The sequence below is a fragment of the Streptomyces sp. NPDC102270 genome, from assembly GCF_044766405.1.
In the GTDB taxonomy this organism is placed as follows: Bacteria; Actinomycetota; Actinomycetes; order Streptomycetales; family Streptomycetaceae; genus Streptomyces.
Genome location: NZ_JBIWLX010000014.1, coordinates 173652 through 197944, shown reverse-complemented (window position 1 = coordinate 197944; position 24293 = coordinate 173652). Strand labels below are relative to the sequence as shown.

The window sequence follows — 24293 nt, the reverse complement described above, 5'->3', positions numbered from 1 at the left end:
GGTTCTGGGCGGGTCCGCGCGAAGTCCGGTGAAAGAGATCACCGCCAGGTGCGGGCTGAGTACACTCCGTCGTCTGGCAGGACCATTGGCGGTGGGGCGAGGGGCGGGTCGGTGCTGGTGACGCCGGAGGCCGGGGACAAGATCGCCGGCCGGTACCTCTTGCAGGAGCCCATCGGCAGAGGCGGGATGGGCGTCGTCTGGCTGGCCTGGGACGAGCGGCTCGAACGGCGGGTCGCGGTCAAGTGCGCACGCCTGGACGACGATCGGGCCACGCGACGGCTCATGGGCGAGGCGCGCAACGCCGGGCGGCTGCACCACCCGAACATGGTGGGCGTCTTCGACTTCGTCGACGAGGGCGCCACCTGCTGGATCATCATGGAGTACGTCCCCTCGCGCAGCCTCGCGCAGATCCTGACGGAGAGCGGTCCGCTCACGCCCGAGGCGGCCGGGTCGATCGGCTGCCAGATCGCGGCCGCGCTGGCGAAGTCCCACCACGAGGGCGTGGTGCACGGCGATGTGACACCGGAGAACATCCTCGTCACCGACGAAGGCTTCGCGAGACTGACCGACTTCGGGATCTCGCGGGCCCTGTGGAGCGACGTCACACACAGCGGGACGAGCGGTGTGCGCGGCAAACCCCGCTATCTGGCCCCGGAGTTGGCCAAGGGGCTGCCCGCGGGCGAGAAGTCCGACGTGTTCTCCCTGGGCGCCTCCCTGTTCATGGCGGTCGAGGGCCGGTCGCCGTACGGCGAGGTCGAACACCCCATGGCCTACCTGGCCCGGGCCGTCGAGGGACACATCGAGCCCGCGCACCGGGCCGGCCCGCTGGAGGGGCCGCTCACCGCCCTGCTGGAGGTGGAGCCCCGGCGCCGGCCCGACGCCGCCAAGGCGCAGAGGCTGCTGACGCGCGCCGCGCCACCGCCCCCGCACATAGCGGAGCAGTTGAACGACAGCCGTATGCGGGACTTCACGTCCCCAACCCTCCGGCTTCGGCGACTCGTCCGCCGAGCGCAGGAGTCCACACCCTTCGCGCCGCAGCCGCAACAGCCGCCACGTCGACGCCGGTTGGCCATCACGGCGGTGGCGCTGGCCGCGGCGGCCGCGATCACGGCCGGGCTGGTTCTCTTCGGCCCGTGGGCCTCGAAGGACGAAGGAGACGAGGGCGGCCGTAAGGGCGCGACCGACGCGAAACCCTCGGCCACGGCGCCGGTCGGTGCCATCGGCGACGAGCGTACGGCGGACCCTTGCGGGCTGCTCGACGCCGCCTCGCTGAGCCGCTTCGGCGGCACCGTACTCGCCCCGGACTACGGGGAGTTCGACCGCTGCGACGTCCTGGTGCGCAACAACAGCGGTGACGACAACGCGGACGTCCAGGTCAACCTCGACGCGGACCGGGACGACTTCGACGACATCGAATCCACCCACCTCGCCGCCGGTCTTACGGTCGTGACCCTCAAACGGAACGGGAGGGCCTGCGAGCGGGCCGTCCTGACCGCCGACGGCAAGCAGATCCGTGTCATCGGGAAGCAGCTCGGCGCCGTGGCGCCGGACCCGTGCCAGATGGCCGACGCCGCCACCGACCGCGTGGTCGGCGTGCTGGCCGACGGCCCGGTGCCCCGGCGTTCGTCGTCGCCGGCCGCGAACTCCCTGGCCCGGCTGGACACCTGCACCCTGCTCGACTCCACCGCCCTCAAGCGGCTGCCCGGCGTCGACGCGGACAACCGGGACCGCGGCTTCGGTTCCTGGAGTTGCGACTGGTCCAGCGACGACGGCAAACGCGAGGTCGAGATCCAGTTCAGCCGGGACAACTCGCTGGACGCCGACGACGGAACGGCGGTGGACGTCGCCGGGACGCGGAGCTACTACGTGGCGGACGAGGCCGAGGACGACAGCTGCACCGTACGGACACCGCACCGTACGTACACGGACTCCGTCGGCGACCGCACGACCGAACTGGTCCAGCTGACCGTGTACGCCCCGCAGCCGGACCGGCAACTGTGTGACAGCGCGGCGGAGTTCGCGGCCGTCGTCGTGCGGAACATCGCGAAGCGACTGCCGGAGGCGTGACATGACGGAGCTGGGAACTCCCCGCGGCACAGGCGCCAGGCGGTTGCCCGCCACCCATGGGAGCCTCGCCCGTGGCGCGTCCGCACCGCTGCCCGGCACCGTCTTCGCGCTCGCGCTGACCGGCGGTATGACGTTGGGGCCGGGGGAGGGCCGCGAGGTGCTGTTCGGCCGCAACCGCCCCGAGGTGCATGTCTGCCTCGGCGAGGACGACCCGCAGGTCAGTCGCCACCAGGGCACGCTCACGCACCGGGACGGCCGCTGGTGGGTGAGCAACTCCGGGCGGCTGCCGATCCGTTGTCCGGGGGCCCGGCTGCTGTTCCGGGACGAGGAGCCACTGCCGCTCGACACCGGCTACACCCCGCTGTTCGTCGGCGGGTCACACGGGCGCGAGCACCTGCTGGAGGTCTTCGTCACCGGCCCCGAGGGAGACCGGCCGCCGCCCCGGCACGAGGACGTCACCCGCCCGCCCCGGGTATGGGCGCTCACCGAACAGGAGAAGCTCGCCCTCGTCGTCCTCGGCCGGCGCTACCTGCTGCACGAACCCCGGCCACAGCCGCTGACCTGGCGGCAGACCGCCGCCGAACTCGCCGAGGTGCAGCCCGGTGCCGGCTGGACGGACAAGCGCGTCGAGCACCTGGTCAACGGCGTGCGCACCCGGCTGTCCCGCGACGGAGTGCCCTGGCTGACCCGCGAGGAGATCGGCGAGCCGGTGGGCAACGCGCTCAACGACCACCTGATCCGGGCCCTGCTGGCATCGACCACGCTCGTACCGATGGACCTGGCACTGATCGACGCCGCCTGACGCCGTCACCATGGCCGCCGGCAGAAGTACGTGGTGCCTCGACGGCCGTAGAGAAGGGCCACACCGATGCCGGTCAGGACCATCGCCATGATGTCCAACACGGCGTACTCCCGCCCGTACGGGTACGCCGGGTCCATGAAGCCCTGCGCCCGGGACCCAGGACGACGAGGAGCCGGACGGCAGCGGCCGTGCCGACGATCCTGGCTGTCCACCGGCCGCGACGGACGCGTACGGCGGACCAGATGTAGACGCAGAGGATCGCAGCGGTCCCCTGCTGTTCGGCGGGGTCGTCGCTCCCGCTGACCAACACCCAGAGCACCGCGGACGTGATCAACAGCCAGAACGCCACGGTGATCACCCCGGGCCTGCGGGCGTCCGCCTCCACCTACTCCTCCTCGGGCTCCTCGGGCAGGAGTTCCGCCGCACCCGGTTCGTTCGGCGAGCCGGTCATCGGCATACCTCCGCTGTACGCCGACGGGCCACCCGCGCGCCGATCGCGGCTCCGAGCACCAGCACCAACACCACGACGGTCGTGCCGATGAGCCACGGCTGCCGGTCCGCGGCCGTGTGCCCGGAGACCGCGACGACCTTTCCGCCACCCGATACGGAGGTGATGGCGGCCGGCGTGAGGATCATGTCGTCGGAGCTGAGCAGGTCGTTGTGATGGCGGAAGCCGTCCAGGCCACCCGTGTAGGTCCTGCCGCGGGAGGTTGTCGGCGTTTGCGGGCCGTTTACTCAGAGCCAGTCCCGCCGCTTGAAGATGACGTACAAACTGGTGCATACACCTGCCATTAGTAGCATCGCGAAGGGGTATCCGAACAGCCAGTGCAACTCCGGCATGTGGTCGAAGTTCATCCCGTAGATCGTCCCGACCAGCGTCGGAGCGAACAGGATCGCCGCCCACGACGAGATCTTCTTGATCTCCTCGTTCTGTTCGAACCCCGCCTCCGCCAACGCCCGCATCTCCGCGTTCTGTTGCTGGGTGACGAGGGTGGCGTTGACCGTGAGGATGTCGGCGAGGGCCTGGCGGAAGCCGTCGACTCGTTCGCTGGTGTGGGTGACGTGGTCGGCGACGTCCCGGAGGTAACGTTGCAGTTCCTCGTCCGTGCCGTACTTCGTGAAGCCGGCCATCAGGGCGTGCAGCATGCCGACGAGGGGGCGGGTGGCGCGCTGGAACTCGACCATCTCGCGGGAGAGTTCGTAGATGCGGCGAGAGACCTCCGGGTCGCCGCGGAAGACCTCCGTCTCGATCTCGTCGATGTCGTTCTGGACGCCCGCCACGACCGGGGCGTAGCCGTCGACCACCGCGTCCAGGATGGCGTAGAGCACGGCCTCGGGCCCCAGCTTCAGCAGCTCGGGTGTCTTCTCCATGCGGGCGCGCACCGCCGACAGGTCGGGCGCCGCCCCGTGCCGGACCGTGATCACGAAGTCCGGGCCAACGAACACGTGCAGTTCGCCGAAGTCGACCTCCTCGGGGGCGTCCAGATAGCGGGCCGCCCGCAGGACGACGAAGAGCGTGTCGCCGTAGCGCTCCAGCTTGGGGCGCTGGTGGGCCTCCATCGCGTCCTCGACGGACAGCGGGTGCAGGTCGAACTCCTCGGCCAGGGAGAGGAGTTCGTGCTCTGTGGGGCGGGCCAGGCCGATCCAGGCCATGCCGGAGGGCTGTTCGCGCAGTTCGCGGAAGGTCTCCGCGAGCGTCGCGGGGGAGGACACGCGCACTCCGTCCCGGTAGAGGGCCGCCTGGACGATGCTCGGCGGCTCCACCGTCTCGGAGGCGGGTCGTTCGCCCCCGGGTGGCTGAGTCTCCGGAGGTGCGGAAGGCGGGGTCAGGGCGCGGCGCCAGGCGGACTTCCTGGAGCCCTTTGCGGCGGAGCCGGCGGACGCCTTGGCGGTGGAGCTCTTCGGGGCGGGGCGAGCGCGTCGCTCGGACATCGTGGCTGCCTCTCGCTCTCGGGCCGAGCCGATGTCGGCGTGATCACAGAGCAGGGTATACGGGGCAAATTACATCCTGGGGAGGACTGTGCGGGGACACGGCGAGAGTTGCGGACAGGGGCTGTCCGCAAGCACCCCTAGCGTGTTTCCCATGACGAAGACGACCGCGTCGGCCCCCGTGCTCGGCACCCGCGCCCTCAACCGCGCGACCCTCGACCGGCAGCTGCTCCTGCACCGGTCTAGCCTGTCCGCGAAGGCCGCCGTCGGGCACCTCCTCGGCCTCCAGGCCCAGAACGTCAAGCCGCCGTACTACGCGCTCGCCGCCCGCCTCGACGGGTTCACCCCCGAGGCGCTCTCGGAGCTGTTGGCCGACCGCGAGGTGGTCCGGATCGTCACCATGCGCTCGACCATCCACACCCACACCGCGGACGACTGCCTCACCCTGCGGCCGCTCGTGCAGCCCGCCCGGGACCGCGAACTCACCCACTTCCGCAAGGGACTCGAAGGTGTCGACCTCGACCGCCTCACCGTCCTCGCCCGCGAGCTCGTCGAGACCGAGCCGCGCACCATGAAGCAGCTGCGCGAGGCCCTGGTAGCCGAGTGGCCGGACGCCGATCCGCAGGCCCTCGCCATCGCCGCCCGCTGCAAGCTCCCCCTCGTCCAGGTCACCCCTCGCGGGCTGTGGGGCAAGAGCGGCCAGGTCGCGCTCACCACGGCCGAGCACTGGCTGGGCCGCCCCGCCGAACCCGCCCCCGCGCCGGAGGATGTCGTCCTGCGTTACCTCGCCGCCTTCGGCCCCGCCTCCGTCAAGGACATGCAGACCTGGGCCGGCCTGACCCGCCTGCGCGAGACCTTCGAACGGCTGCGCCCCCGGCTGCTCACCTTCCGCGACGAGAACGGAGTCGAACTCTTCGACCTCCCCGACGCCCCGCGCTCCGACGCCGACACCCCTGCCCCGCCCCGCTTCCTGCCCGAGTTCGACAACCTGCTCCTCTCCCACGCCGACCGCAGCCGTGTGGTGCCGCCCGAGTACTGGGGCCGCAGCTGGGTGGGGAACCTGGTGTACCGCACGTTCCTGGTCGACGGCTTCCTGGCCGGGGTGTGGAAGCTGGAGCGCGACGCCCTCGTCATCGAGCCCTTCGGCAGCCTCACCAAGGCCCAGCGGGCGGACCTCACGGCGGAGGGGGAGCGGATGCTCGCCACGCTGCACCCGGGGACGCCGTACGACATCCGGTTCGGGACCGTGATCGCGTGACCACCGGGTCGCGCACATGGATAGGGGGCGCTGCGGGCCGCTCGTGGTGGCCCGCAACGCCCCCGGTCTCTCACCTGAGCCGATGCTCAGGAGAACCTCTGGGGACCTACGAATTGACCTGCGCGGTCACGAGGCTGGAGAAGGTGGTCAGCCGGGTGTAGACACCCGGGTACCCCGCCTGCGCGCAGCCCTCTCCCCATGAAGTGATCCCTGCCAGGACGCCCCCGATGAGCAGGGGACCGCCGCTGTCGCCCTGGCAGGTGTCTGTGCCGCCGGATGTGTATCCGGCGCAAACCATGTCGCTCGCCACGTAGGACGAACCGTAGGAGCTCTTGCAGCTGGAGTCGGACACGATCGGGACGGTCGCGGTCCGCAGCTGGTTGGAGGAGCTGCCGTTCTCCGAGGTGGTGCCCCAGCCGACGATGCGGGCCGTGGTGCCGGCCGCGTACACGCTCGTCTGGGAGGCGGAGACGTACGACGCCTTCGTGTACGGCATCGACGTCGACAGGGTCAGCACGGCCACGTCGTCGCCGTTGGTGGCGTCCGTGTAGTCCGGGTTGATCCAGATCTTGCTGACCCGGCTGACCGTGCCGTTGGTGCCGTTCAGGTAGGTGCGACCGCCGACGACTCTCACGCTGCTGGTGGTCTCGCCGACCATGCAGTGGGCCGCGGTGACCACCTTGGTCGCGGAGACCAGGGTGCCGCCGCAGAACTGGTTCTGCGAGGCGTCCGTGATCTGCATCATGAACGGGTACGAGGTCGTGGTCGTCGTCGTACCGCCGACGATGGGCTGGGGAGCGGCCACGGCGTTGGGGGCGCCGAGCAACGCAGTGGCGGCGGCAGCGGCGGTCGCCAGGGCCACGGCGCCGGCCTTCTTCGCACGGGTGAGACCGAACATCGGTGAGTCTCCTCAGGGTTGCCGGTGGGGGGTCGCGCGGGTGTGGGGGTGCACGGGGGTCGCGGGACCGACCCCCGTATGCCCGGGCGAGCGGCACGTTCATAAGCTAGAACGCGGAAGTTCCCCTTCCCAATGAGGGAACCCCCTAAGGGAGTTGGGCAGGGAAAACCCTCGGTCGGCCCCGGAGACAGCCGTTCTGACGACCCCTCGGCTACGGTCGGCGGCCCGCAGCCAGCCGGACGATGTCCACCCGGGAGCGGATCCCGAGCTTGCGGTAGACCCGCGTGAGCGTGGCCTCGACCGTCTTCACACTGATGAACAGCCGCGCGGCTATCTCCCGGTTGGTGGCGCCCTCCATCACGAGCGCCGCCACCTGACGCTCCATCGAGGCGAGCCCTTCGAGGCTGTCCAGCCCGTCCGGCGCGACGGAGTGCGCGGGCTCCGGCTCGGCCGGCCGGGCCAACGCGGCAGCCTCCACCTGCCGCAGCCACGGCAGCGCCCGGCAGCGCCTGAAGAGCCGGGCCGCCTCGTCGTACGACGTCGGACCGGGCCTTCGGGTGCGCAACTGGGCCAGCGCGAAGGCGGCGCGGGCCTCCTCCAGGCCGTACCCCAGCTTGGCGAGACGATCCTGCACCGACGTCAACTGCACCAGCGCCGCGTCGACTTCACCCCGCGCCGCCCGCACCAGGGCCTCGGCTCGGTCCAGGACGGCGAGCACGCTCTCCCGGCCCAGCCGGAGCGCGTTCACCCGCGTCTCGTCGATGACGTCCTGTGCCTCGCCGCTCTCCCCGATGCGTACGAGGGCCTCGGCGAGGTCGCCCTGCCAGCGGCCGCGCGCCGGGTCCGTGATGCCGAGCCCGTGCTCCAGCTCGCGCACCCGGCGCAGTGAACGGACCGCGCCCTGCGGGTCCCCGGCGACGAGCTGCGCGTACCCGAGGACGGCGAGGCCCCGGGACTCGTACATCTGGTCGCCGTTCTCCTCGGCGTGATCGACCGCCTCCCGGGCCAGTTCGAGCGCCCGCTCGACACTGCCGCCCGAGGCCTCCGCGATGGAGGCGAGCACGGCCGAGGCCACCTCGCCGATCCCGGTGTCCCGGGCCATCATCAGGCTCTCCCGGGCCAGGTCGAGGGCCCGGCCGCAGTGTCCTGAGCGCAGTTCGGTCTCGGCCACCCCCCGCAGGAAGTGCACCTCGCTCTCGACCGAACCGCGCCGCCGCACCTCGCGCAGCAGCGCGGTGACCGTCGCGCGGGCCTCGGGCAGCTGGTCGCTCATGATCAGCCAGCGGAAACGGGAGTACCCGGCCCCGTTGTGGTGGCAGGCCACCCGCGGGTCCTGGGGCTCCTTCAAGGCGCGCTTGATGGTCGCGGGGGCGTCCGGATGGCCCATGAGGGTCTCCAGCTGGGCCTGGAAGGACAGCGCCATCAGTTCGTTGTAGCGGTCGCCGGCCCGCGCGGCCAGCGCCGCCGAGCGCGCGGCCTCCCCGCGGGCCTCGTCGAAGTCGCCCTCGACGAGCAGCGCCCGCCAGGCCAGCTGGTAGCGGATCAGGGCGAGCAGCTCCGGGTCGTCGCCCGCGTCGGCCAGCGCCTGCGGGAAGACCGCGTCGACCTCCGTCATGGCGTGGCCCGCGGTGTCGATCACGATGATCCAGGCCCGTACCCGGTCCGCGGGCACGGTGGCCCGGGTGAGCACGTCCCGGGCGATGTCCCGGGCGAGGTCCAGCTCGCCGGCGGTGATCGCGTCCTCGGCCGCCGCGAGCCGCCGTACGTCGGGAGCGGGCACGCTGTCGGCCGGGGTGTGCCGGGCCGACAGCAGCCCGAGGGAGGCGGCCATCGAGGGCGCGCCCCGGTCCCGGGCCAGCGCCGCGGCCTCGGCGAGCCGGGCGGCCACCTCCGGGTCGGTGCCGATGGTCGCGAGGGCCAGGTGGCGGGCACGTTCGATCGGGTCGGAGGCGGCCGTGGACAGCGCCCGGTGCGCGTCCCGCCGTTCCTGCGCGGGTGCCTCCGCGTACAGCGCGGCCGAGATCAGCGGATGTGCGAAGCGTACGGCGGGCCCCTCGGCCTCCGTCGCGAGCAGGCCCAGTGCGGCCGCCTGGGCCATCTCCGCCTCGGCGTCCCCGCGGCCGGCCGCGTGCAGCAGGGCCGGGGTGGGACGGGCGCCCGCGCTCGCCACCAGGAGGGTGCGCCGGGCCTCCTCGGACAGCATCTGCAGACGGCTGAGCACCAGGGCCCTGAGGGAGGTGGGCACGGGAAGGGGCTCGCCGGGGCGGGGCGGGGTCGGGTTCTCGCTGAGGGCGCGGCCGAGTTCCAGGGCGTAGAACGGGTTGCCGCCGCTCGTGCGGTGAATGTCCCGGACGGTGGAGCGCTGGAGGCCGGTGTAGCCGCGGTGGTCGAGCAGCGCGGCCACCTGGGCGCGGGTGAGCGGGTTGAAGCGGACGGCGAGACTGTCCGGGGGCAACGCGCGTAGATGGCGGTCGTACTCAGGGCCGTCGGTCCGGACCGCGCACAGCATCCGTACCGGGATGTCGCCGAGCCTGCGGGCGGCGAAGCCGAGCAGTTCCAGACTGGCCGGATCCAGCCACTGCATGTCGTCGGCGACGACCAGGACCGGCCCCTCGGCGGCCAGCGCGCGCAGCGCCGACAGCACGGCCAGGCGCAGGGCGAGGCCGTCGCGCTGCAGGGTGGACTCGCCGCGGCCGGTCAGCGCCGATTCGAGCGCGGTGCGCTGCGCGGCGGGCAGCTTGTCGGAGATGTCGTCGAGGACCAGGCCGAAGAGGTCGGCCAGGGCCAGGAAGGGGAGGTGGGATTCCGACTCGGTGGCCGAGCAGCGCAACACGGTGTGGGCCGTTTCGCCGTATTCCGTGGCCAGGGCCCGCAGCACGGTCGACTTGCCTATTCCGGCCGGGCCGTGCAGCAGCACGCTGCCACCGCGGGCCAGCTGCTCACGGGCCTGGACGAACAGCTCGTCCCGGCCGATGACCAGGTCGGGGCGACATCTCGCAGGCTCCTGGAAGTCGCGTGGCACGGTCACCGCTTCCCTCCCTGTGTCGTGTCCTGGCCAATATTAGGCAAGCTGCTCTGAAATTCGGCGGGAAGATGTGGTGAGGGAGATAACAACCCGTTCCGTATGCAGAAATTCAAACCGCCCGCGAATGAATGAGATGTCTACGAATGTTACGGGAGCGGCCGGGTTGTCACGGGAGCAGTCCTGACCGGCGTGCGGCGACCACCGCCTCGCCACGCGTCCTGGCCCCGAGCTTGCGCATGGCCGACCGGAGGTACGCCTTGACCGTCTCGGCACTCACGCCCAGCCTCTCCGCCGCCACCGCGTTCGTCGCCCCGGCCGCCACACAGGCCACGACATCCAGCTCACGCGGGGCCAGAGAGACCCCCTTCGAGGGCCCGGAACCGGTGGTCAGCAGGGCGCAGGCGTCGAGCAGCTCGGCGCGCAGCGCGGGATCGGTGATCCGCGGGGCCAGCGCCCGCAGCGCCAGGTGAGCCTCCCGGACCTGCTCCCACCCGGAGGCGTCACCGTGGCCGGGCTCGGCCCGCGCCGCCACCAGCACGTCCCGTGCCTCGTCGCCGACGACCAGCGCCTGCTCCACGTCCCGGGCCGCGTCCACCGCGGCGGTCAGCGTGCGGTCACCCAGCGGCCGGGCGTCCCGCAGGGCGCCGTAGAGCACGCCCCGCACCCGGCGCCGTACGACCACCGGCACGGCCAGCACCGAGCGCAGTCCCTCCGCGGCGACGGCGGCGTCGTACTCGTGGCTGATCTGCCGGGACAGGGAGTAGTCCGCCACGGCGCACGGCCGGGCCAGTGCGACGGTCCTGCCGCCGAGGCCGTTGCCCGAGGTCACCGCGAGGGCGAGGAGCGAGGTGGTGGCCGTACCGCTCAGCTCGCTGATCCGTATCCGCGGGCGCCCCGACTCGACCAGACCGCCGAAGGCGACGGGGAGGCCCGTGGTGCGCCGCAGCCGAACGAGCGCACGCCGGATCTCCACCGCCCCGACCGGGTCCACTGTCACCTGTTCGTCCCTTCACCGCGGCACACACCCCCGTTCGGGGGTAGTGAGACCTGCATCACGGATTACACGATGGCAGAGAGCCGCCCGGCAATGGTCCGGTACGAGGAGGACACCAAGATGACGGCCACGGAGGATTTCCGCGGGGCGCGGGACTTCCTGCTGCAGCACCGCGAGGACTACGCCACGGCGTACGAGGGCTTCGCCTGGCCCCGCCCGCGACACTTCAACTGGGCGCTCGACTGGTTCGACGTCATCGCGCAGGGCAACGACCGCACTGCCCTGCACATCGTCGAGGAGGACGGCAGCGAGGTCCGCCTGTCCTTCGCCGAGCTGGCCGAACGGTCCGACCGGGTCGCGGGCCTGCTGCGCGAGCGCGGGGTGGAGGCCGAGGACCGGATCCTCGTCATGCTGGGCAACCAGGCCGAGCTGTGGGAGACGGCCCTGGCCGCCATGAAGCTGCGTGCCGTCGTCATCCCGGCGACCCCGCTGCTCGGCCCCGCCGACCTGCGCGACCGCGTCGAGCGCGGCCGGGTGCGGCACGTCCTGGTGCGGGCCGAGGACGCCGCCAAGTTCGACGAGGTGCCCGGCGACTACACGCGCACCTCGGTCGGCGGCGTACCGGAGGGCTGGCAGCCCTACGAGGACGCGTACGCCGCCTCCGAGGAGTTCCTGCCCGACGGCCCGACCCTGGCCGACGATCCGCTGATGCTGTACTTCACCTCCGGCACGACGGCCCGCCCCAAGCTGGTCGAGCACACGCACACGTCGTATCCCATCGGGCACCTGGCGACCATGTACTGGATCGGTCTCCAGCCCGGTGACGTGCACCTCAACATCTCCTCGCCCGGCTGGGCCAAGCACGCCTGGTCCAACCTGTTCGCGCCGTGGAACGCGGAGGCGACCGTCTTCATCCACAACTACACGCGCTTCGACGCGGCCCGGCTGATGTCGGAGATGGACCGGGCCGGCGTCACGACCTTCTGCGCCCCGCCGACCGTGTGGCGCATGCTCATCCAGGCCGACCTCACCCAGCTGCGCACACCGCCGCGGGAGGTGGTCGCGGCCGGTGAACCCCTTAACCCCGAGGTCATCGAGCAGGTCCGGCGAGCCTGGGGCATCACCATCCGGGACGGCTTCGGCCAGACCGAGACGGCCGTGCAGGTCTCCAACAGTCCCGGGCAGGTGCTGAAGACCGGCTCCATGGGCCGCCCGAGCCCCGGCTACACGGTGGAGCTCCTCGACCCGGTGTCCGGCGCGCCCGGCGCTGCCGAGGGCGAGATCGCACTGGACCTGTCGGCCCGGCCGGTCGGCCTGATGACCGGCTACCACGGCGACCCGGACCGTACGGCGGAGGCGATGGCCGGCGGTTACTACCGGACCGGCGATGTGGCGTCGAGGGACGAGGAGGGCTACCTGACCTACATCGGGCGCAGCGACGACGTCTTCAAGGCCTCCGACTACAAGATCAGCCCCTTCGAGCTGGAGAGCGCGCTCCTGGAACACGAGGCGGTGGCCGAGGCGGCCGTCGTGCCCGCGCCGGACGAACTGCGGCTCGCGGTCCCGAAGGCGTACGTCGTGCTGGCGGAGGGCTGGGAGCCCGGTCCCGACACGGCCAAGGTGCTCTTCGAACACTCCCGGCAGACGCTGGCGCCGTACAAGCGGATCCGGCGCCTGGAGTTCGGGGAGCTGCCCAAGACGGTGTCGGGCAAGATCCGGCGGATCGAGCTGCGTGAGGCCACGGCGGCGGGCTCGGACGCGGAGTACCGCGAGGAGGACTTCCGGTGAACTCGTACACGCACGGCACCAGCGACACCGCACTTCTCGGCGACACGATCGGGGCCAGCCTGGACCGGGCGGTGGCGACCTGGCCCGACCGGGAGGCACTCGTCGACGTGCCGTCCGGACGGCGTTGGACGTACGCGCAATTCGGCGCCGAAGTCGAGGAGTTGGCGTCCGCGCTGCTCGCGTCCGGGATCGCCAAGGGGGACCGGGTCGGCATCTGGGCGGTCAACTGCCCCGAGTGGGTGCTCGTCCAGTACGCCACCGCCCGCATCGGCGCGATCATGGTGAACATCAACCCGGCGTACCGCACCCACGAGGTCGAGTACGTCCTCAACCAGGCGGGGATCTCTCTGCTCTTCGCCTCGCTCAGTCACAAGAGCAGTGACTACCGGGCGATGGTCGACGAAGTGCGCGGCAGGTGCCGGGAGTTGCGGGAGGTCGTGTACATCGGCGACCCGAGCTGGGGCGAGTTGGTGGGGCGCGGCGGCCGTGCGGCGGCGTACCCGGAACTGTCCTGCGACGACCCGATCAACATCCAGTACACCTCGGGCACCACGGGCTTCCCCAAGGGAGCCACCCTCTCCCACCACAACATCCTCAACAACGGCTACTTCGTGGGGGAGTTGATCTCCTACAGCGAGCAGGACCGCATCTGCATCCCGGTGCCCTTCTACCACTGCTTCGGCATGGTGATGGGCAACCTGGCGGCGACCTCGCACGGCGCCTGCATGGTGATCCCGGCCCCGTCCTTCGACCCGGCGGCGACGCTGCGGGCGGTCCAGCAGGAGCGCTGCACCTCGCTCTACGGGGTGCCGACCATGTTCATCGCGGAGTTGAACCTCCCCGACTTCGCGACGTACGACCTCTCCTCCCTGCGCACCGGCATCATGGCGGGCTCGCCGTGTCCGGTGGAGGTGATGAAGCGGGTGGTCGCGGAGATGCACATGGCGGAGGTGTCCATCTGCTACGGCATGACGGAGACGTCCCCGGTGTCCTTGCAGACCCGCAGGGACGACGACCTGGAGCACCGCACCGGCACGGTCGGCCGCGTCCTGCCCCACCTCGAGGTCAAGGTCGTCGACCCGGCTACCGGGGTGACCCAACCCCGGGGCACGTCGGGGGAGTTGTGTACCCGTGGTTACAGCGTGATGCTCGGCTACTGGCAGGAGCCGGAGAAGACGGCGGAGGCCGTGGACGCCGGACGCTGGATGCACACCGGGGACCTGGCGATGATGCGCGAGGACGGGTACGTCGAGATCGTCGGCCGCATCAAGGACATGATCATCCGGGGCGGGGAGAACATCTACCCGCGCGAGATCGAGGAGTTCCTCTACGGCCACCCGAAGATCGCGGACGTCCAGGTGGTCGGCGTCCCCCACGAGCGCTACGGCGAGGAGGTGCTCGCCTGTGTCATCCCGAGGGACCCTGCGGACCCGCCGACCATCGAGGAACTGCGCGGCTTCTGCGAGGGACGGCTGGCGCACTACAAGATCCCGAGCCGGCTGAAGATCCTCGACACCTTCCCGATGACGGTGTCCGGGAAGGTGCGCAAGGTGGAACTGCGGGAGACGTACGGACGGTAGACCGCTGCACAGCCTCTCGGCGGACGGTTCGCCGGGGAGTAGCCCCCGGCGCTGCCCTGCCCTGCCCTCCCCGGCCGGCCGGTGTGCGGGCCGCACCCTGGGCCCGGACCAGCCCGGCCGCGTCGCCGGTCGCGTCGGCGACGACGGCCCGCGCGTCATCGCGGATCGTGACCGGGCCGCGTCCCCCCGTCTGCTGTACCTGGTCGCCGTGTGCGTGGGGCGGAAGCGCACCGACTGTGGGGGCCCTGTGCCTTGAACGCCGCCCGCCAGGCGGTGGTCCTGGCCGGGCCGCAGCCGGTGCGGCCGTCACCGGTCGCGTCAGCGCGGAGCGGGATCGGGTCGCGTCCACCCTGGCCGTCCCGCCGCCCCTGTTCAGGCTTCGCGCTGCCCAGTCGGTCGAATCGCCGACGGCCTACGGCCCGTCCAGTTCCTCCGCCAGGGTGTTCACCGGCTGGGGCGTGCCCGTCAGGTCCAGGACGAACAGGGGGACGCCGAGGGTGTCGGCGCTGGTGCGGGCCTCGGTGCTGTAGCCGGCCAGGGAGAAGTACACGCACCGCGCGGACTCCGTCATGGCCGTCAGCCACAGGCACTCCACGTCCCGCGGTGAGGCCGGCCGCACGGTCGGGTCCACCTGGGCCACCAGCCCGCGGGCCGCGAGGCCGATGCCGGACGGCGGCCGCTGGTCCGCGCGCCGGATGTCCTGGTAGCCGAGCCAGCGCAGATACAGCGCGGCGACGGTGACCGCGTCGCGCGCGGTGCGGATCGTGATCGGCTGAAAGGCGGGGCGCGGGGGAGCGGCGGCGCCCGCGTCCGGCTCCGCCCGCGGACAGGCGTCCCCGGCCACCGCGATCCGCAGGACCGTCCCGCAGCCACAGCCCAGCTCCGGCTGCGGCCACTCGGCCCTGCGGCCGCAGACCGCGCACTCCACGGCGACCCACGCCTCGTCCCACACCTGGTGGGTGACGGCCGTGGGCACGCCGTGCCGGTCCAACGGGGGACAGACGGGGGCGCCGCACTCGCACGGATAAGACGGCGCCGCGTAGAGGTGCTCGCGCCGGCAGACCGGACAGCGCACCGACACGCTCTCGGGCATGGGCTCATCGTCCTCCAGGGCATGCCCGGTTGTCCGCCTCTTGACGGTCTTCACCCGCCCACCTACATTACTTCCAGATAGTAGAAAACTTATTCCACTATACGGAAGTGCTCGCCGCGGGGCGCGACGGGAGTACGCATCCGACAGCCGAAGCAGGAGTACTCAATGGCTCGAATGACCGCTGCCCGCGCGGCAGTTGAGATCCTCAAGCGCGAAGGTGTCACGGACGCGTTCGGTGTCCCCGGCGCGGCGATCAACCCCTTCTATGCCGCGCTCAAGGCCTCCGGGGGTATCCACCACACCCTCGCCCGCCATGTCGAGGGCGCCTCGCACATGGCCGAGGGCTACACCCGCACCCGCCCGGGCAACATCGGAGTCTGCATCGGCACGTCGGGTCCGGCCGGCACCGACATGATCACCGGCCTGTACTCCGCGACCGGCGACTCGATCCCGATCCTGTGCATCACGGGCCAGGCCCCTACCGCCGTGATCCACAAGGAGGACTTCCAGGCCGTCGACATCGCCTCCATCGCGGGACCGGTGACGAAGATGGCGATCACCGTCCTGGAGGCGGCCCAGGTCCCCGGCGTCTTCCAGCAGGCCTTCCACCTCATGCGTTCCGGCCGCCCCGGCCCGGTCCTCATCGACCTGCCGATCGACGTCCAGTTGACCGAGATCGAGTTCGACCCGGAGACCTACCAGCCGCTCCCGGTCTACAAGCCCGCCGCCGGCCGCGCCCAGATCGAGAAGGCGCTCGGTCTCCTCAACGCCTCCGCGCGCCCGCTGATCGTCGCCGGCGGCGGTGTCATCAACGCCGACGCAGCCGAACTCCTCGTCGAGTTCGCCGAGTTGACCGGCACCCCGGTCGTCCCGACCCTCATGGGCTGGGGCGTCCTGCCCGACGACCACGAGCTGAACGCCGGCATGGTGGGCCTGCAGACCTCCCACCGCTACGGCAACGCCACCTTCCTGGAGTGCGACTTCGTCCTCGGCATCGGCAACCGCTGGGCCAACCGTCACACCGGCAAGCTGGACGTCTACACGGCCGGCCGGAAGTTCGTCCACGTCGACGTGGAGCCCACCCAGATCGGCAGGATCTTCGCGCCGGACTACGGCATCGCCTCCGACGCCAAGGCGGCCCTGGAGCTCTTCGTCGAGGTGGCAAGGGAGTTGAAGGCGGCGGGCCGGCTCCCCGACCGCTCTGCCTGGGCGGCCTCCGCGCAGGAGAAGAAGGCGACCCTCCAGCGCCGTACGCACTTCGACGACATCCCCATCAAGCCGCAGCGTGTGTACGAGGAGATGAACAAGGCCTTCGGCCCGGAGACCCGGTACGTCTCCACGATCGGCCTCTCCCAGATCGCCGGCGCCCAGATGCTGCACGTCTTCAGGCCCCGCCACTGGATCAACTGCGGTCAGGCGGGCCCGCTCGGCTGGACGATCCCGGCCGCGCTGGGCGTCGCCAAGGCCGACCCGGAGGCACAGGTCGTGGCCCTGTCCGGGGACTACGACTTCCAGTTCATGATCGAGGAGCTGGCCGTCGGGGCCCAGCACCGGATCCCGTACATCCACGTGCTCGTGAACAACTCCTACCTGGGCCTGATCCGCCAGGCCCAGCGCGCCTTCGACATCGACTTCCAGGTCAATCTGGAGTTCGAGAACATCAACTCCCCGGAGCTGGGCGTCTACGGCGTCGACCACGTCAAGGTCGCCGAGGGCCTCGGCTGCAAGGCGATCCGGGTGACCGACCCGGCGGAACTGGGCGCCGCCCTGGAGCAGGCGAAGAAGCTCGCCGCCGAGTTCCAGGTCCCCGTCGTCGTCGAGGCCATCCTGGAGCGGGTCACCAACATCTCGATGTCGACGACGAACGACATCTCCCACGTGGTCGAGTTCGAGGAGATCGCGACGGAGCCGGCCCACGCGCCGACATCGATCAAGCCGCTCAAGCCGCTCGAGGTCTGACAGCGCACACAGCCGAAGGGCGGTCCCACCGCAAGGGTGGGACCGCCCTTTCCCGTGCCCGGCTCCCCCGAAGCCGTCCCCCGGTCGCGGGACCCGCCGCCCCCGTGCCGGCGGGCCTCACACAGAGAGAATGTGCCCGGGGCAGGGGCGGGGTGAAGCCCCTTGAATCATGTTCAGAGGTTGATTTGAGGATTCCGTAGCCGGCCTACGACCGCTGCCGTAGTCCCGCTCACTGCCCTTCGTGCTCGGACAGCCCCGGCCAGTCGTCGGGACCGCCGCCCTGCCACTCCACGATGTCGTCGTCCTCGACCTCGATCCGGTCCAGGTCGGCGAGCCGGAGCAGCTCCACGACGTCGTCCAGGTGCGAGGCGACGCCGAGATTCTCGTCGTCCGCGGTCACCCGTCGCGAGCCGTCCAGTGCCGGAGAGTGCACCACCACATGCGGATGCCGTATCGGATGTGCTGTCATGCCTACAGCGTCCTGCGGCCGGACGGAATCCGCACCCCGGTGACCGTGCCCGCCGCACGGCGGAGCGCCGGATACGGGATCGTCCGTATCCGGCGCTCTGTGTTCCTGCCGGCCTTGCCGGGACCGCGGCGACGGCGACGGAACCGGGGCGCGCTCCTTCCCTCAGGTCGAAGAAGGAGGGTCCGGGACCTTCACCACCGCACTGGCTCGCACGCCGCCGCGGTCCTCCCCCGACCGCACCCGGTACCGGGCGACCACCCCACATCCGGGTCGCCGGGCGCGTCGGGTGCGGTCAGGGAGTCTCAGGTGTCCACGCGGTCGGAACCGGTGGAGTGGTTTCCGGGCGGCGCCGTCGCCTGGGCGCGACAGGACAGATGTCAGCGGCGGCGCCGCCCGGAGTCTTGGGGAGCGGAGGTCAGACCTGGGCGCCGGACAGCCGCTCGACCGCACGCAGCAGCGCCGAGTGGTCCAGCGCCCCGTCGCCCTGCGCGCGCAGGCTGGCGACCAGCTGGGCGACCACGGCGCCGACCGGCAGGGCCGCCCCGACGTTGCGGGCGGCGTCGGTGACGATGCCCATGTCCTTGTGGTGCAGGTCGATCCGGAAACCCGGCTTGAAGTCGCGCTGGAGGAAGTTGTCCTTCTTGCGCGTCAGTACCGTCGAGCCGGCGAGACCGCCGCCCAGCACGTCGAGGGCGGCCTTGAGGTCCACGCCCGACTTCTCCAGGAAGACCACGGCCTCGGCGCACGCCTGGATGTTCACGGCGACGATCAGCTGGTTCGCGGCCTTCACCGTCTGGCCCGAGCCGTGCGGACCGCACAGCACGATGGTCTTGCCGAGTGCCTCGAAGACCGGCTCGGCCTCGTCGAAGTCGGCCTGCTCACCGCCGACCATGATGGACAGCACGGCCTCGATCGCACCGGCCTCACCACCGGACACGGGCGCGTCCAGAACGCGGACGCCCTTGGCCCCGGCCGCCTTCGCCAGGTCGACCGAGGTCTGCGGGGTGATCGAGGACATGTCGATCAGCAGGGCGCCGGAGCGGGCGTTCTCCAGGATGCCCTCGGGGCCGTACGCGATGGCCTCGACCTGCGGGGAGGCGGGCACCATCGTGATGATCACGGCGGCGTCCCGGACGGCCTCGGCGATCGAACCGGCGGCGGTGCCACCGGCGGCGGCCAGCCGGTCCAGCTTGTCCCGTTCGAGGGTGAAGCCGGTGACGTCGTAACCCGCCTTGACCAGGTTCTCGGACATGGGGGAGCCCATGATGCCGAGGCCTATCCAGGCGATCTTGGGGAGGTTGCTCATGGTCGGGGTTGCCTTTCCGGGAAGGGGGTCAGCGGGGCAGCCAGTCGAAGGTCTCGGCGCTCGGGCGGTCGCCCGGCTTGTACTCGAGGCCGACCCAGCCGTCGTAGCCCGCCTTCTGCAGCTGGTCGAGGAGGTCTTCGAGGGGGAGTGAGCCGGTACCGGGCGCGCCGCGACCGGGGTTGTCGGCGATCTGCACGTGGCCGGTCTTCGGAGTGAACTCCTCGATCACCGCCGGCAGGTCCTCACCGTTCATCGACAGGTGGTAGAGGTCCATCAGGAACCTCGCGTTGCCGAGGCCGGTCGCGGCGTTGACCTTGTCGACGATCCCCACCGCCGCAGGCGCGCTCACCAGCGGATACAGCGGCGACTCGGGCTTGTTGAGGGCCTCGATCAGGAGGATCGCGCCGATCCGGTCGGCCGCGCGGGCCGCGAGGACCAGGTTCTCCAGCGCGAGCGCGTCCTGCTCGGCCGGGTCCACGCCGTCGACGCGGTTGCCGTACAGGGCGTTGAGCGCGGTGGCGCCGAGCGATCCGGCGAAGTCGGCGGCCACGTCGATGTTGGCGCGGAACCGCTGCGACTCCTCGCCCGGCAGGGACAGGGCGCCGCGGTCGGGGCCCGGCAGCCGGCCGGCGTAGAGGTTCAGGCCCGTGAGCTGGACGCCCGCGTCCTCGATCGCCTTCTTCAGGGCATCGAGCTCGGACCGCCCGGGGGTGGGTGTGTCGATCCAGGGCCACCACAGCTCGACCGCGGTGAATCCGGCCGCGGCGGCTGCCGCGGGGCGCTCCAGGAGCGGGAGTTCCGTGAAGAGGATCGACAGGTTGACGTTGAAGCGCTGGTCTGCGGCTGTGCTCGATTCAAACCCGGGCATGGGATGCCGCCCCTCCCTTCCGTGGCAAGTGTTTCCGTAATGTGGAAGTTAGTTTCTGCTTATTGGAAGATTGCCGTCGGGTCGAAGGCGTTGTCAAGAGGGCCCGACGGAAAACGGCACCGCGGGTTAGGTTGTGCGCGTGCGATTGAGAGTGGAGTTCACGACCGAACCCTTCGACCTCGACGAGGCCCCGGCGCACGCGCTGGTGGCCCGCGAGGTCATCGAGGCCGCCGAGCTGGACGCGGTGGATGTCGGCCCGTTCGGCAACACGGCCGAAGGCGGCGCCGACGAGGTGCTCGGTGCCGTGGACGCCCTGCTGCGCCGGACCCTGGCCTCCGGCGCCACCCGGATCTCCCTCCAGGTGAACGTGGTCGGGGAGGCTGGCGCGTGAGCACCGACGAGCCGTTCATCGCGGCGGTCAAGCCGCTGATCGACGCCATGGGCGGCGAGATGGTCCCGCCCGACGAGGCCGGCCCCGACGACGTCGTGCTCTCCTGGGAGGGCGCCGACGTGCTCGCCGTACGGCTGCCGCAACTCGCGGACTCCCTCGATCACATCCTGGCCGCCATGGAGCGCAAGCAGGGCAAGCCGCTCGCCGACCTCGACCGCAAGGCCAAGCAGGAGGTCGTACGCATACTGGAGGCGCGCGGCGCCTTCTCCGTACGGCACGGCGTGGAGACCGTGGCGAGCGCCCTCGGGGTGAGTCGCTTCACGGTCTACAACTACCTGAACCGGGACAAAGCGTAGGCTGCGAACCCCGGCGGGTTTCGTAACCGCGAATTTTCAACAAAGTGTTGACGTGATGTCGCGTCGGGGCGTTAGCTGACTCCCGTGACTTCGACTTCCACGTCCCCCGGCCTCGCCCGGTTCAACGTCCTCAAGGAGCACGCGGCCCACGCGGTCCTCCTCGAGGCGTGCGCCTCGACGGCGTGGGCTCGTAGGCTGCTCGCCGCCCGCCCCTACGCGACCGCGGAAGACCTCTACGCCACCAGCGACGCCGCCATGGCCGAGCTGACCGCCGACGACCTCGCCGAGGCGATGGCCGGGCACCCCCCGATCGGCCGCCCCAAGCCCGGCGACCCGACCTCCGCCCGCGAGCAGCGCGGCATGGCCGGCGCCTCCGAGGAGCTCAGGGCGCAGATGCTGGAACTGAACCTGGCGTACCAGGAGAGGTTCGGCCATGTCTTCCTGATCTGCGCGACCGGCCGCACCGCCGAGCAGATGCGCGACGCGGTCGAGGAACGGATCGGCAACTCGCCGGAGCGGGAGCGCGAGATCGTCCGCACCGAGCTGGGCAAGATCAACCGTATCCGGCTCGCCCGCATCGTCGAAGAGGACGCCTGACCATGAGCTCGAGCACCACCCCGTCCGTGTCCACGCACATCCTGGACACCAGCGTCGGCCGTCCCGCCGAGGGCGTCCCCGTCCAACTCGCGGCCCGCGCCGGCCGGGAGGCCGACTGGCAGGCCCTCGGCGGTTCCGCGACCGACGCGGACGGGCGGTGCAAGGACCTGCCGGCGCTGCCGGAGGGGACCACCCACGTACGGCTCGACTTCGCCGTGGAGCCGTATTTCCTGAAGAAGCAAGCCGATGCGCAGCAGGACGCCCCCGCGAATCGGGACAGCGGTGCCGGTGTGTTCTTCCCGGAGGTGGCGATCACGTTCGCCGTCGAGCCGGGCGAGCACTACCACGTACCGCTGCTGCTCAACCCGTTCGGCTACTCCGTATATCGAGGGAGCTAGCTAGAGATGCCCACCATTCTGGGACAGAACCAGTACGGCAAGGCCGAGAACCGAGTCGTCAAGATCACGCGGGACGGCGCCACCCATCACATCAAGGACCTCAACGTCTCGGTGTCGCTGAGCGGCGACATGGACGAGGTCCACTACTCCGGCTCCAACGCCAACGTGCTGCCGACCGACACCACCAAGAACACGGTGTACGCCTTCGCCAAGGAGCACGGCATCGAGTCCGCCGAGCAGTTCGGCATCCACCTCGCCCGGCACTTCGTGACGAGTCAGGAGCCGATCAGAACCGCGCGGATCCGCATCGAGGAGTACGCCTGGGAGCGGATCGAGACGCCCGGCGAGGACGCACACTCGTTCGTCCGCCAGGGCCAGGAGACCCGCCTGACCCAGATCACCTACGACGGCTCCGCGTGGGAGGTCGTCTCCGGCCTCAAGGACCTCACGGTGATGAACTCGACCAACTCCGAGTTCTGGGGCTACGTCAAGGACGAGTACACGACCCTGCCCGAGGCGTACGACCGCATCCTGGCCACGCAGGTCGCCGCCCGCTGGCGCTTCAACTGGTCCGACGACGCGCAGGAGATGCCCAACTGGGAGGAGTCCTACGAGCAGGTGAAGAAGCACATGCTCCAGGCCTTCGCCGGGACGTACTCGCTCTCGCTCCAGCAGACCCTTTACCAGATGGGTTCGCGGATCATCGAGAACCGCGGTGAGATCGACGAGGTCCGCTTCTCCCTGCCCAACAAGCACCACTTCCTGGTCGACCTGGAGCCGTTCGGCCTCAAGAACGACAACGAGGTGTACTTCGCCGCCGACCGGCCCTACGGCCTGATCGAGGCGACCGTCCTGCGGGACGGCGTCGAGCCGAGGATCCCGGTGGACCTCACCAACCTCTGACCAACTCCCACTGCGGCACCCGCGGCCCGCCTGTACGGGCCGCGGCACTCAAATCCCAGGGTCCTGCCGTGCCCACTCCGCACAGTGAAGGAGACGCATCATGGCAGCAGCCCAGCGCATCGTCATCGAGAACTGTTCGATCGCGACGGTCGACGCCGACGACACGGAGTACGCCTCCGGGCACCTGGTCATCGCCGGCAACCGCATCGAGTCGCTCGGCGCGGGCAGGGCCCCCGAGGGCCTGGAGAACGTCGACCGCCGTATCGACGCCACCGGCCACCTGGTGACCCCCGGCCTGGTCAACACCCACCACCACTACTACCAGTGGATCACCCGCGGCCTCGCCACCGACCACAACCTCTTCAACTGGCTCGTCGCCCTGTACCCGACCTGGGCGCGCATCGACGAGCAGATGGTCTACGCGGCGGCGCAGGGCTCGCTCGCGATGATGGCCCGCGGCGGCGTCACCACCGCCATGGACCACCACTACGTCTTCCCCGCAGGCTCCGGCGACCTGTCCGGCGCGATCATCCGCGCCGCCCGCGAGACGGGCGTCCGCTTCACCCTCGCCCGCGGCTCCATGGACCGCAGCGAGAAGGACGGCGGCCTGCCCCCCGACTTCGCGGTCGAGACCCTGGAGGGCGCCCTCGCCGCGACCGAGGCGACCGTCAAGGAGCACCACGACTCCTCCTTCGACGCGATGACCCAGGTCGCCGTCGCCCCCTGCTCGCCCTTCTCCGTCTCCACCGAACTCCTCCGTGAAGGCGCCGAGTTGGCCCGCCGCCTCGGCGTACGGCTGCACACCCACGGCTCGGAGACCGTCGAGGAGGAGCAGTTCTGCAAGGAACTGTTCGGCATGGGCCCCACCGACTACTTCGAGTCCACCGGCTGGCTCGGCGAGGACGTGTGGATGGCGCACTGCGTCCACATGAACGACTCCGACATCGCCGCCTTCGCCCGGACGAAGACGGGTGTGGCCCACTGCCCCTCGTCCAACGCCCGTCTGGCGGCGGGGATCGCACGGGTCCCGGACATGCTCGCGGCCGGTGTGCCGGTCGGCCTCGGCGTCGACGGCACGGCGTCCAACGAGTCCGGCGAACTCCACACCGAACTGCGCAACGCCCTGCTCATCAACCGCCTCGGCGCCCACCGGGAAGCGGCTCTCAACGCCCGCCAGGCGCTGCGCCTGGGCACCTACGGCGGCGCCCAGGTCCTGGGCCGCGCGGCGGAGACCGGCTCCCTGGAGGCGGGCAAGCTCGCCGACCTGGTGCTGTGGAAGCTCGACACCCTCGCGCACGCCTCGATCGCCGACCCGGTGACCGCGCTGGTCTTCGGCGCGGCGGCCCCCGTCACGGCCTCCTTCGTGAACGGCCGTCAGATCGTCGAGAACAGCCGCCTGTTGCACGTCGACGAGGACGCCATCGCACGCTCCACGCGGGAACAGGCCCAGCGCCTCACGCGGATCGCCGCGCAGGGCTGACCACGTCACCAGAACTCCGGTCGGGAGGGACGGCTCCCGGCCGGCAGCCGTGGACCCCGCATGCCGGGTTCCATGGCGGCCGTGCCCGGGGCGCGTGTTGGACGCACGCGCCCCGGAACGGTCTCCGTTCCG

22 protein-coding genes are annotated in these 24293 nt (G+C 70.9%); 12 read left to right on the top strand and 10 right to left on the bottom strand.

Going from position 1 to position 24293, the window contains the following annotated elements; translation table 11 throughout:
* Positions 1 to 111 precede the first annotated feature (111 nt).
* Entirely contained in the window at positions 112 to 2067 is a 1956-nt protein-coding gene (locus ACIRP7_RS29345) for a protein kinase (RefSeq protein ID WP_403665302.1), read from the top strand.
* A gap of 1 nt (position 2068) precedes the next feature.
* Positions 2069 to 2869, top strand: a complete 801-nt coding sequence (locus ACIRP7_RS29340; protein WP_403665300.1) for an FHA domain-containing protein — start codon at positions 2069 to 2071, stop codon at positions 2867 to 2869.
* 5 nt (positions 2870 to 2874) lie between these two features.
* On the opposite strand, the gene ACIRP7_RS29335 is transcribed toward ACIRP7_RS29340, so the two are convergent.
* The 3 genes from ACIRP7_RS29335 to ACIRP7_RS29325 form a co-directional block, all read right to left on the bottom strand.
* Positions 2875 to 3006: a hypothetical protein gene (locus ACIRP7_RS29335; protein WP_403665298.1), complete on the bottom strand. Its 132-nt coding sequence runs from the start codon at positions 3004 to 3006 to the stop codon at positions 2875 to 2877.
* 310 nt (positions 3007 to 3316) lie between these two features.
* On the bottom strand, positions 3317 to 3505 hold the full coding sequence (locus tag ACIRP7_RS29330; protein WP_403665296.1) for a hypothetical protein: 189 nt from the start codon (positions 3503 to 3505) through the stop codon (positions 3317 to 3319).
* Between the two features lie 99 nt (positions 3506 to 3604).
* On the bottom strand, positions 3605 to 4801 hold the full coding sequence (locus ACIRP7_RS29325) for a magnesium and cobalt transport protein CorA (RefSeq protein ID WP_403665294.1): 1197 nt from the start codon (positions 4799 to 4801) through the stop codon (positions 3605 to 3607).
* A 151-nt stretch (positions 4802 to 4952) separates the two neighbouring features.
* Here ACIRP7_RS29325 and ACIRP7_RS29320 point away from each other — a divergent pair, with 151 nt between their 5' ends.
* On the top strand, positions 4953 to 6056 hold the full coding sequence (locus ACIRP7_RS29320) for a winged helix DNA-binding domain-containing protein (protein WP_403665292.1): 1104 nt from the start codon (positions 4953 to 4955) through the stop codon (positions 6054 to 6056).
* A 106-nt stretch (positions 6057 to 6162) separates the two neighbouring features.
* Here the strand turns inward: ACIRP7_RS29320 and ACIRP7_RS29315 are convergent, their stop codons facing one another.
* The 3 genes from ACIRP7_RS29315 to ACIRP7_RS29305 form a co-directional block, all read right to left on the bottom strand.
* Positions 6163 to 6954 (bottom strand): S1 family peptidase, encoded by a 792-nt coding sequence (locus tag ACIRP7_RS29315; RefSeq protein ID WP_403665290.1) that lies wholly within the window; start codon positions 6952 to 6954, stop codon positions 6163 to 6165.
* 211 nt (positions 6955 to 7165) lie between these two features.
* Positions 7166 to 9982: an AAA family ATPase gene (locus tag ACIRP7_RS29310; RefSeq protein ID WP_403665288.1), complete on the bottom strand. Its 2817-nt coding sequence runs from the start codon at positions 9980 to 9982 to the stop codon at positions 7166 to 7168.
* A 163-nt stretch (positions 9983 to 10145) separates the two neighbouring features.
* The gene (locus ACIRP7_RS29305) at positions 10146 to 10976 is read right to left on the bottom strand and encodes a response regulator transcription factor (RefSeq protein ID WP_403665286.1); all 831 of its coding nucleotides are present in this window, start codon (positions 10974 to 10976) and stop codon (positions 10146 to 10148) included.
* A gap of 117 nt (positions 10977 to 11093) precedes the next feature.
* Here ACIRP7_RS29305 and ACIRP7_RS29300 point away from each other — a divergent pair, with 117 nt between their 5' ends.
* Positions 11094 to 12761 carry an AMP-binding protein gene (locus tag ACIRP7_RS29300; RefSeq protein ID WP_403665510.1) on the top strand — a complete coding sequence of 556 codons (1668 nt, stop codon included), beginning with the start codon at positions 11094 to 11096 and terminating at the stop codon, positions 12759 to 12761.
* Positions 12758 to 14341, top strand: a complete 1584-nt coding sequence (locus ACIRP7_RS29295; RefSeq protein ID WP_403665284.1) for an AMP-binding protein — start codon at positions 12758 to 12760, stop codon at positions 14339 to 14341. The genes ACIRP7_RS29300 and ACIRP7_RS29295 overlap by 4 nt, the downstream gene beginning before the upstream one ends.
* Positions 14342 to 14753: 412 nt before the next feature.
* Here the strand turns inward: ACIRP7_RS29295 and ACIRP7_RS29290 are convergent, their stop codons facing one another.
* Positions 14754 to 15434 carry a hypothetical protein gene (locus ACIRP7_RS29290; RefSeq protein ID WP_403665282.1) on the bottom strand — a complete coding sequence of 227 codons (681 nt, stop codon included), beginning with the start codon at positions 15432 to 15434 and terminating at the stop codon, positions 14754 to 14756.
* Between the two features lie 165 nt (positions 15435 to 15599).
* Here ACIRP7_RS29290 and gcl point away from each other — a divergent pair, with 165 nt between their 5' ends.
* The gene (gene gcl / locus ACIRP7_RS29285; RefSeq protein ID WP_403665280.1) at positions 15600 to 17393 is read left to right on the top strand and encodes a glyoxylate carboligase; all 1794 of its coding nucleotides are present in this window, start codon (positions 15600 to 15602) and stop codon (positions 17391 to 17393) included.
* Positions 17394 to 17622: 229 nt separating this feature from the next.
* Here the strand turns inward: gcl and ACIRP7_RS29280 are convergent, their stop codons facing one another.
* The 3 genes from ACIRP7_RS29280 to ACIRP7_RS29270 all read right to left on the bottom strand — a co-directional run bounded on the left by ACIRP7_RS29280 (position 17623) and on the right by ACIRP7_RS29270 (position 20036).
* Positions 17623 to 17862, bottom strand: a complete 240-nt coding sequence (locus tag ACIRP7_RS29280; RefSeq protein WP_403665278.1) for a hypothetical protein — start codon at positions 17860 to 17862, stop codon at positions 17623 to 17625.
* A gap of 415 nt (positions 17863 to 18277) precedes the next feature.
* Positions 18278 to 19168, bottom strand: coding sequence for a 2-hydroxy-3-oxopropionate reductase (locus tag ACIRP7_RS29275; RefSeq protein ID WP_403665276.1), 891 nt, complete (start codon positions 19166 to 19168; stop codon positions 18278 to 18280).
* Positions 19169 to 19196: 28 nt separating this feature from the next.
* A complete protein-coding gene (locus ACIRP7_RS29270) occupies positions 19197 to 20036 on the bottom strand; it encodes a TIM barrel protein (RefSeq protein WP_403665274.1) in 840 nt (279 codons plus the stop codon).
* Positions 20037 to 20175: 139 nt separating this feature from the next.
* On the opposite strand from ACIRP7_RS29270, the gene ACIRP7_RS29265 reads away from it, so the two are divergent.
* The 6 genes from ACIRP7_RS29265 (at position 20176) to ACIRP7_RS29240 (ending at position 24161) form a co-directional block, all read left to right on the top strand.
* Positions 20176 to 20427, top strand: coding sequence for a hypothetical protein (locus ACIRP7_RS29265; RefSeq protein ID WP_403665272.1), 252 nt, complete (start codon positions 20176 to 20178; stop codon positions 20425 to 20427).
* Positions 20428 to 20474: 47 nt separating this feature from the next.
* A complete protein-coding gene (locus tag ACIRP7_RS29260; RefSeq protein WP_403665508.1) occupies positions 20475 to 20783 on the top strand; it encodes a helix-turn-helix domain-containing protein in 309 nt (102 codons plus the stop codon).
* Positions 20784 to 20867: 84 nt separating this feature from the next.
* Positions 20868 to 21380: a 2-oxo-4-hydroxy-4-carboxy-5-ureidoimidazoline decarboxylase gene (gene uraD, locus ACIRP7_RS29255; RefSeq protein ID WP_403665270.1), complete on the top strand. Its 513-nt coding sequence runs from the start codon at positions 20868 to 20870 to the stop codon at positions 21378 to 21380.
* Positions 21381 to 21382: 2 nt separating this feature from the next.
* Positions 21383 to 21778: a hydroxyisourate hydrolase gene (gene uraH, locus ACIRP7_RS29250; RefSeq protein ID WP_403665268.1), complete on the top strand. Its 396-nt coding sequence runs from the start codon at positions 21383 to 21385 to the stop codon at positions 21776 to 21778.
* Positions 21779 to 21784: 6 nt separating this feature from the next.
* A complete protein-coding gene (gene pucL / locus ACIRP7_RS29245; RefSeq protein WP_403665266.1) occupies positions 21785 to 22681 on the top strand; it encodes a factor-independent urate hydroxylase in 897 nt (298 codons plus the stop codon).
* Between the two features lie 100 nt (positions 22682 to 22781).
* Positions 22782 to 24161 carry an 8-oxoguanine deaminase gene (locus tag ACIRP7_RS29240; protein WP_403665264.1) on the top strand — a complete coding sequence of 460 codons (1380 nt, stop codon included), beginning with the start codon at positions 22782 to 22784 and terminating at the stop codon, positions 24159 to 24161.
* Positions 24162 to 24293: the final 132 nt, after the last annotated feature.

Excerpts from the sequence above, each read along its gene's own strand:
- ACIRP7_RS29340 (WP_403665300.1), top strand. The coding sequence starts at position 2,069 with ATGACGGAGCTGGGAACTCCCCGCGGCACAGGCGCCAGGCGGTTGCCC.
- ACIRP7_RS29335 (WP_403665298.1), bottom strand. The coding sequence starts at position 3,006 with ATGGACCCGGCGTACCCGTACGGGCGGGAGTACGCCGTGTTGGACATC.
- ACIRP7_RS29330 (WP_403665296.1), bottom strand. The coding sequence starts at position 3,505 with ATGATCCTCACGCCGGCCGCCATCACCTCCGTATCGGGTGGCGGAAAG.
- ACIRP7_RS29325 (WP_403665294.1), bottom strand. The coding sequence starts at position 4,801 with ATGTCCGAGCGACGCGCTCGCCCCGCCCCGAAGAGCTCCACCGCCAAG.
- ACIRP7_RS29320 (WP_403665292.1), top strand. The coding sequence starts at position 4,953 with ATGACGAAGACGACCGCGTCGGCCCCCGTGCTCGGCACCCGCGCCCTC.
- ACIRP7_RS29315 (WP_403665290.1), bottom strand. The coding sequence starts at position 6,954 with ATGTTCGGTCTCACCCGTGCGAAGAAGGCCGGCGCCGTGGCCCTGGCG.
- ACIRP7_RS29300 (WP_403665510.1), top strand. The coding sequence starts at position 11,094 with ATGACGGCCACGGAGGATTTCCGCGGGGCGCGGGACTTCCTGCTGCAG.
- ACIRP7_RS29290 (WP_403665282.1), bottom strand. The coding sequence starts at position 15,434 with ATGCCCGAGAGCGTGTCGGTGCGCTGTCCGGTCTGCCGGCGCGAGCAC.
- gcl (WP_403665280.1), top strand. The coding sequence starts at position 15,600 with ATGGCTCGAATGACCGCTGCCCGCGCGGCAGTTGAGATCCTCAAGCGC.
- ACIRP7_RS29280 (WP_403665278.1), bottom strand. The coding sequence starts at position 17,862 with ATGACAGCACATCCGATACGGCATCCGCATGTGGTGGTGCACTCTCCG.
- ACIRP7_RS29275 (WP_403665276.1), bottom strand. The coding sequence starts at position 19,168 with ATGAGCAACCTCCCCAAGATCGCCTGGATAGGCCTCGGCATCATGGGC.
- ACIRP7_RS29270 (WP_403665274.1), bottom strand. The coding sequence starts at position 20,036 with ATGCCCGGGTTTGAATCGAGCACAGCCGCAGACCAGCGCTTCAACGTC.
- ACIRP7_RS29260 (WP_403665508.1), top strand. The coding sequence starts at position 20,475 with ATGGGCGGCGAGATGGTCCCGCCCGACGAGGCCGGCCCCGACGACGTC.
- uraH (WP_403665268.1), top strand. The coding sequence starts at position 21,383 with ATGAGCTCGAGCACCACCCCGTCCGTGTCCACGCACATCCTGGACACC.
- pucL (WP_403665266.1), top strand. The coding sequence starts at position 21,785 with ATGCCCACCATTCTGGGACAGAACCAGTACGGCAAGGCCGAGAACCGA.
- ACIRP7_RS29240 (WP_403665264.1), top strand. The coding sequence starts at position 22,782 with ATGGCAGCAGCCCAGCGCATCGTCATCGAGAACTGTTCGATCGCGACG.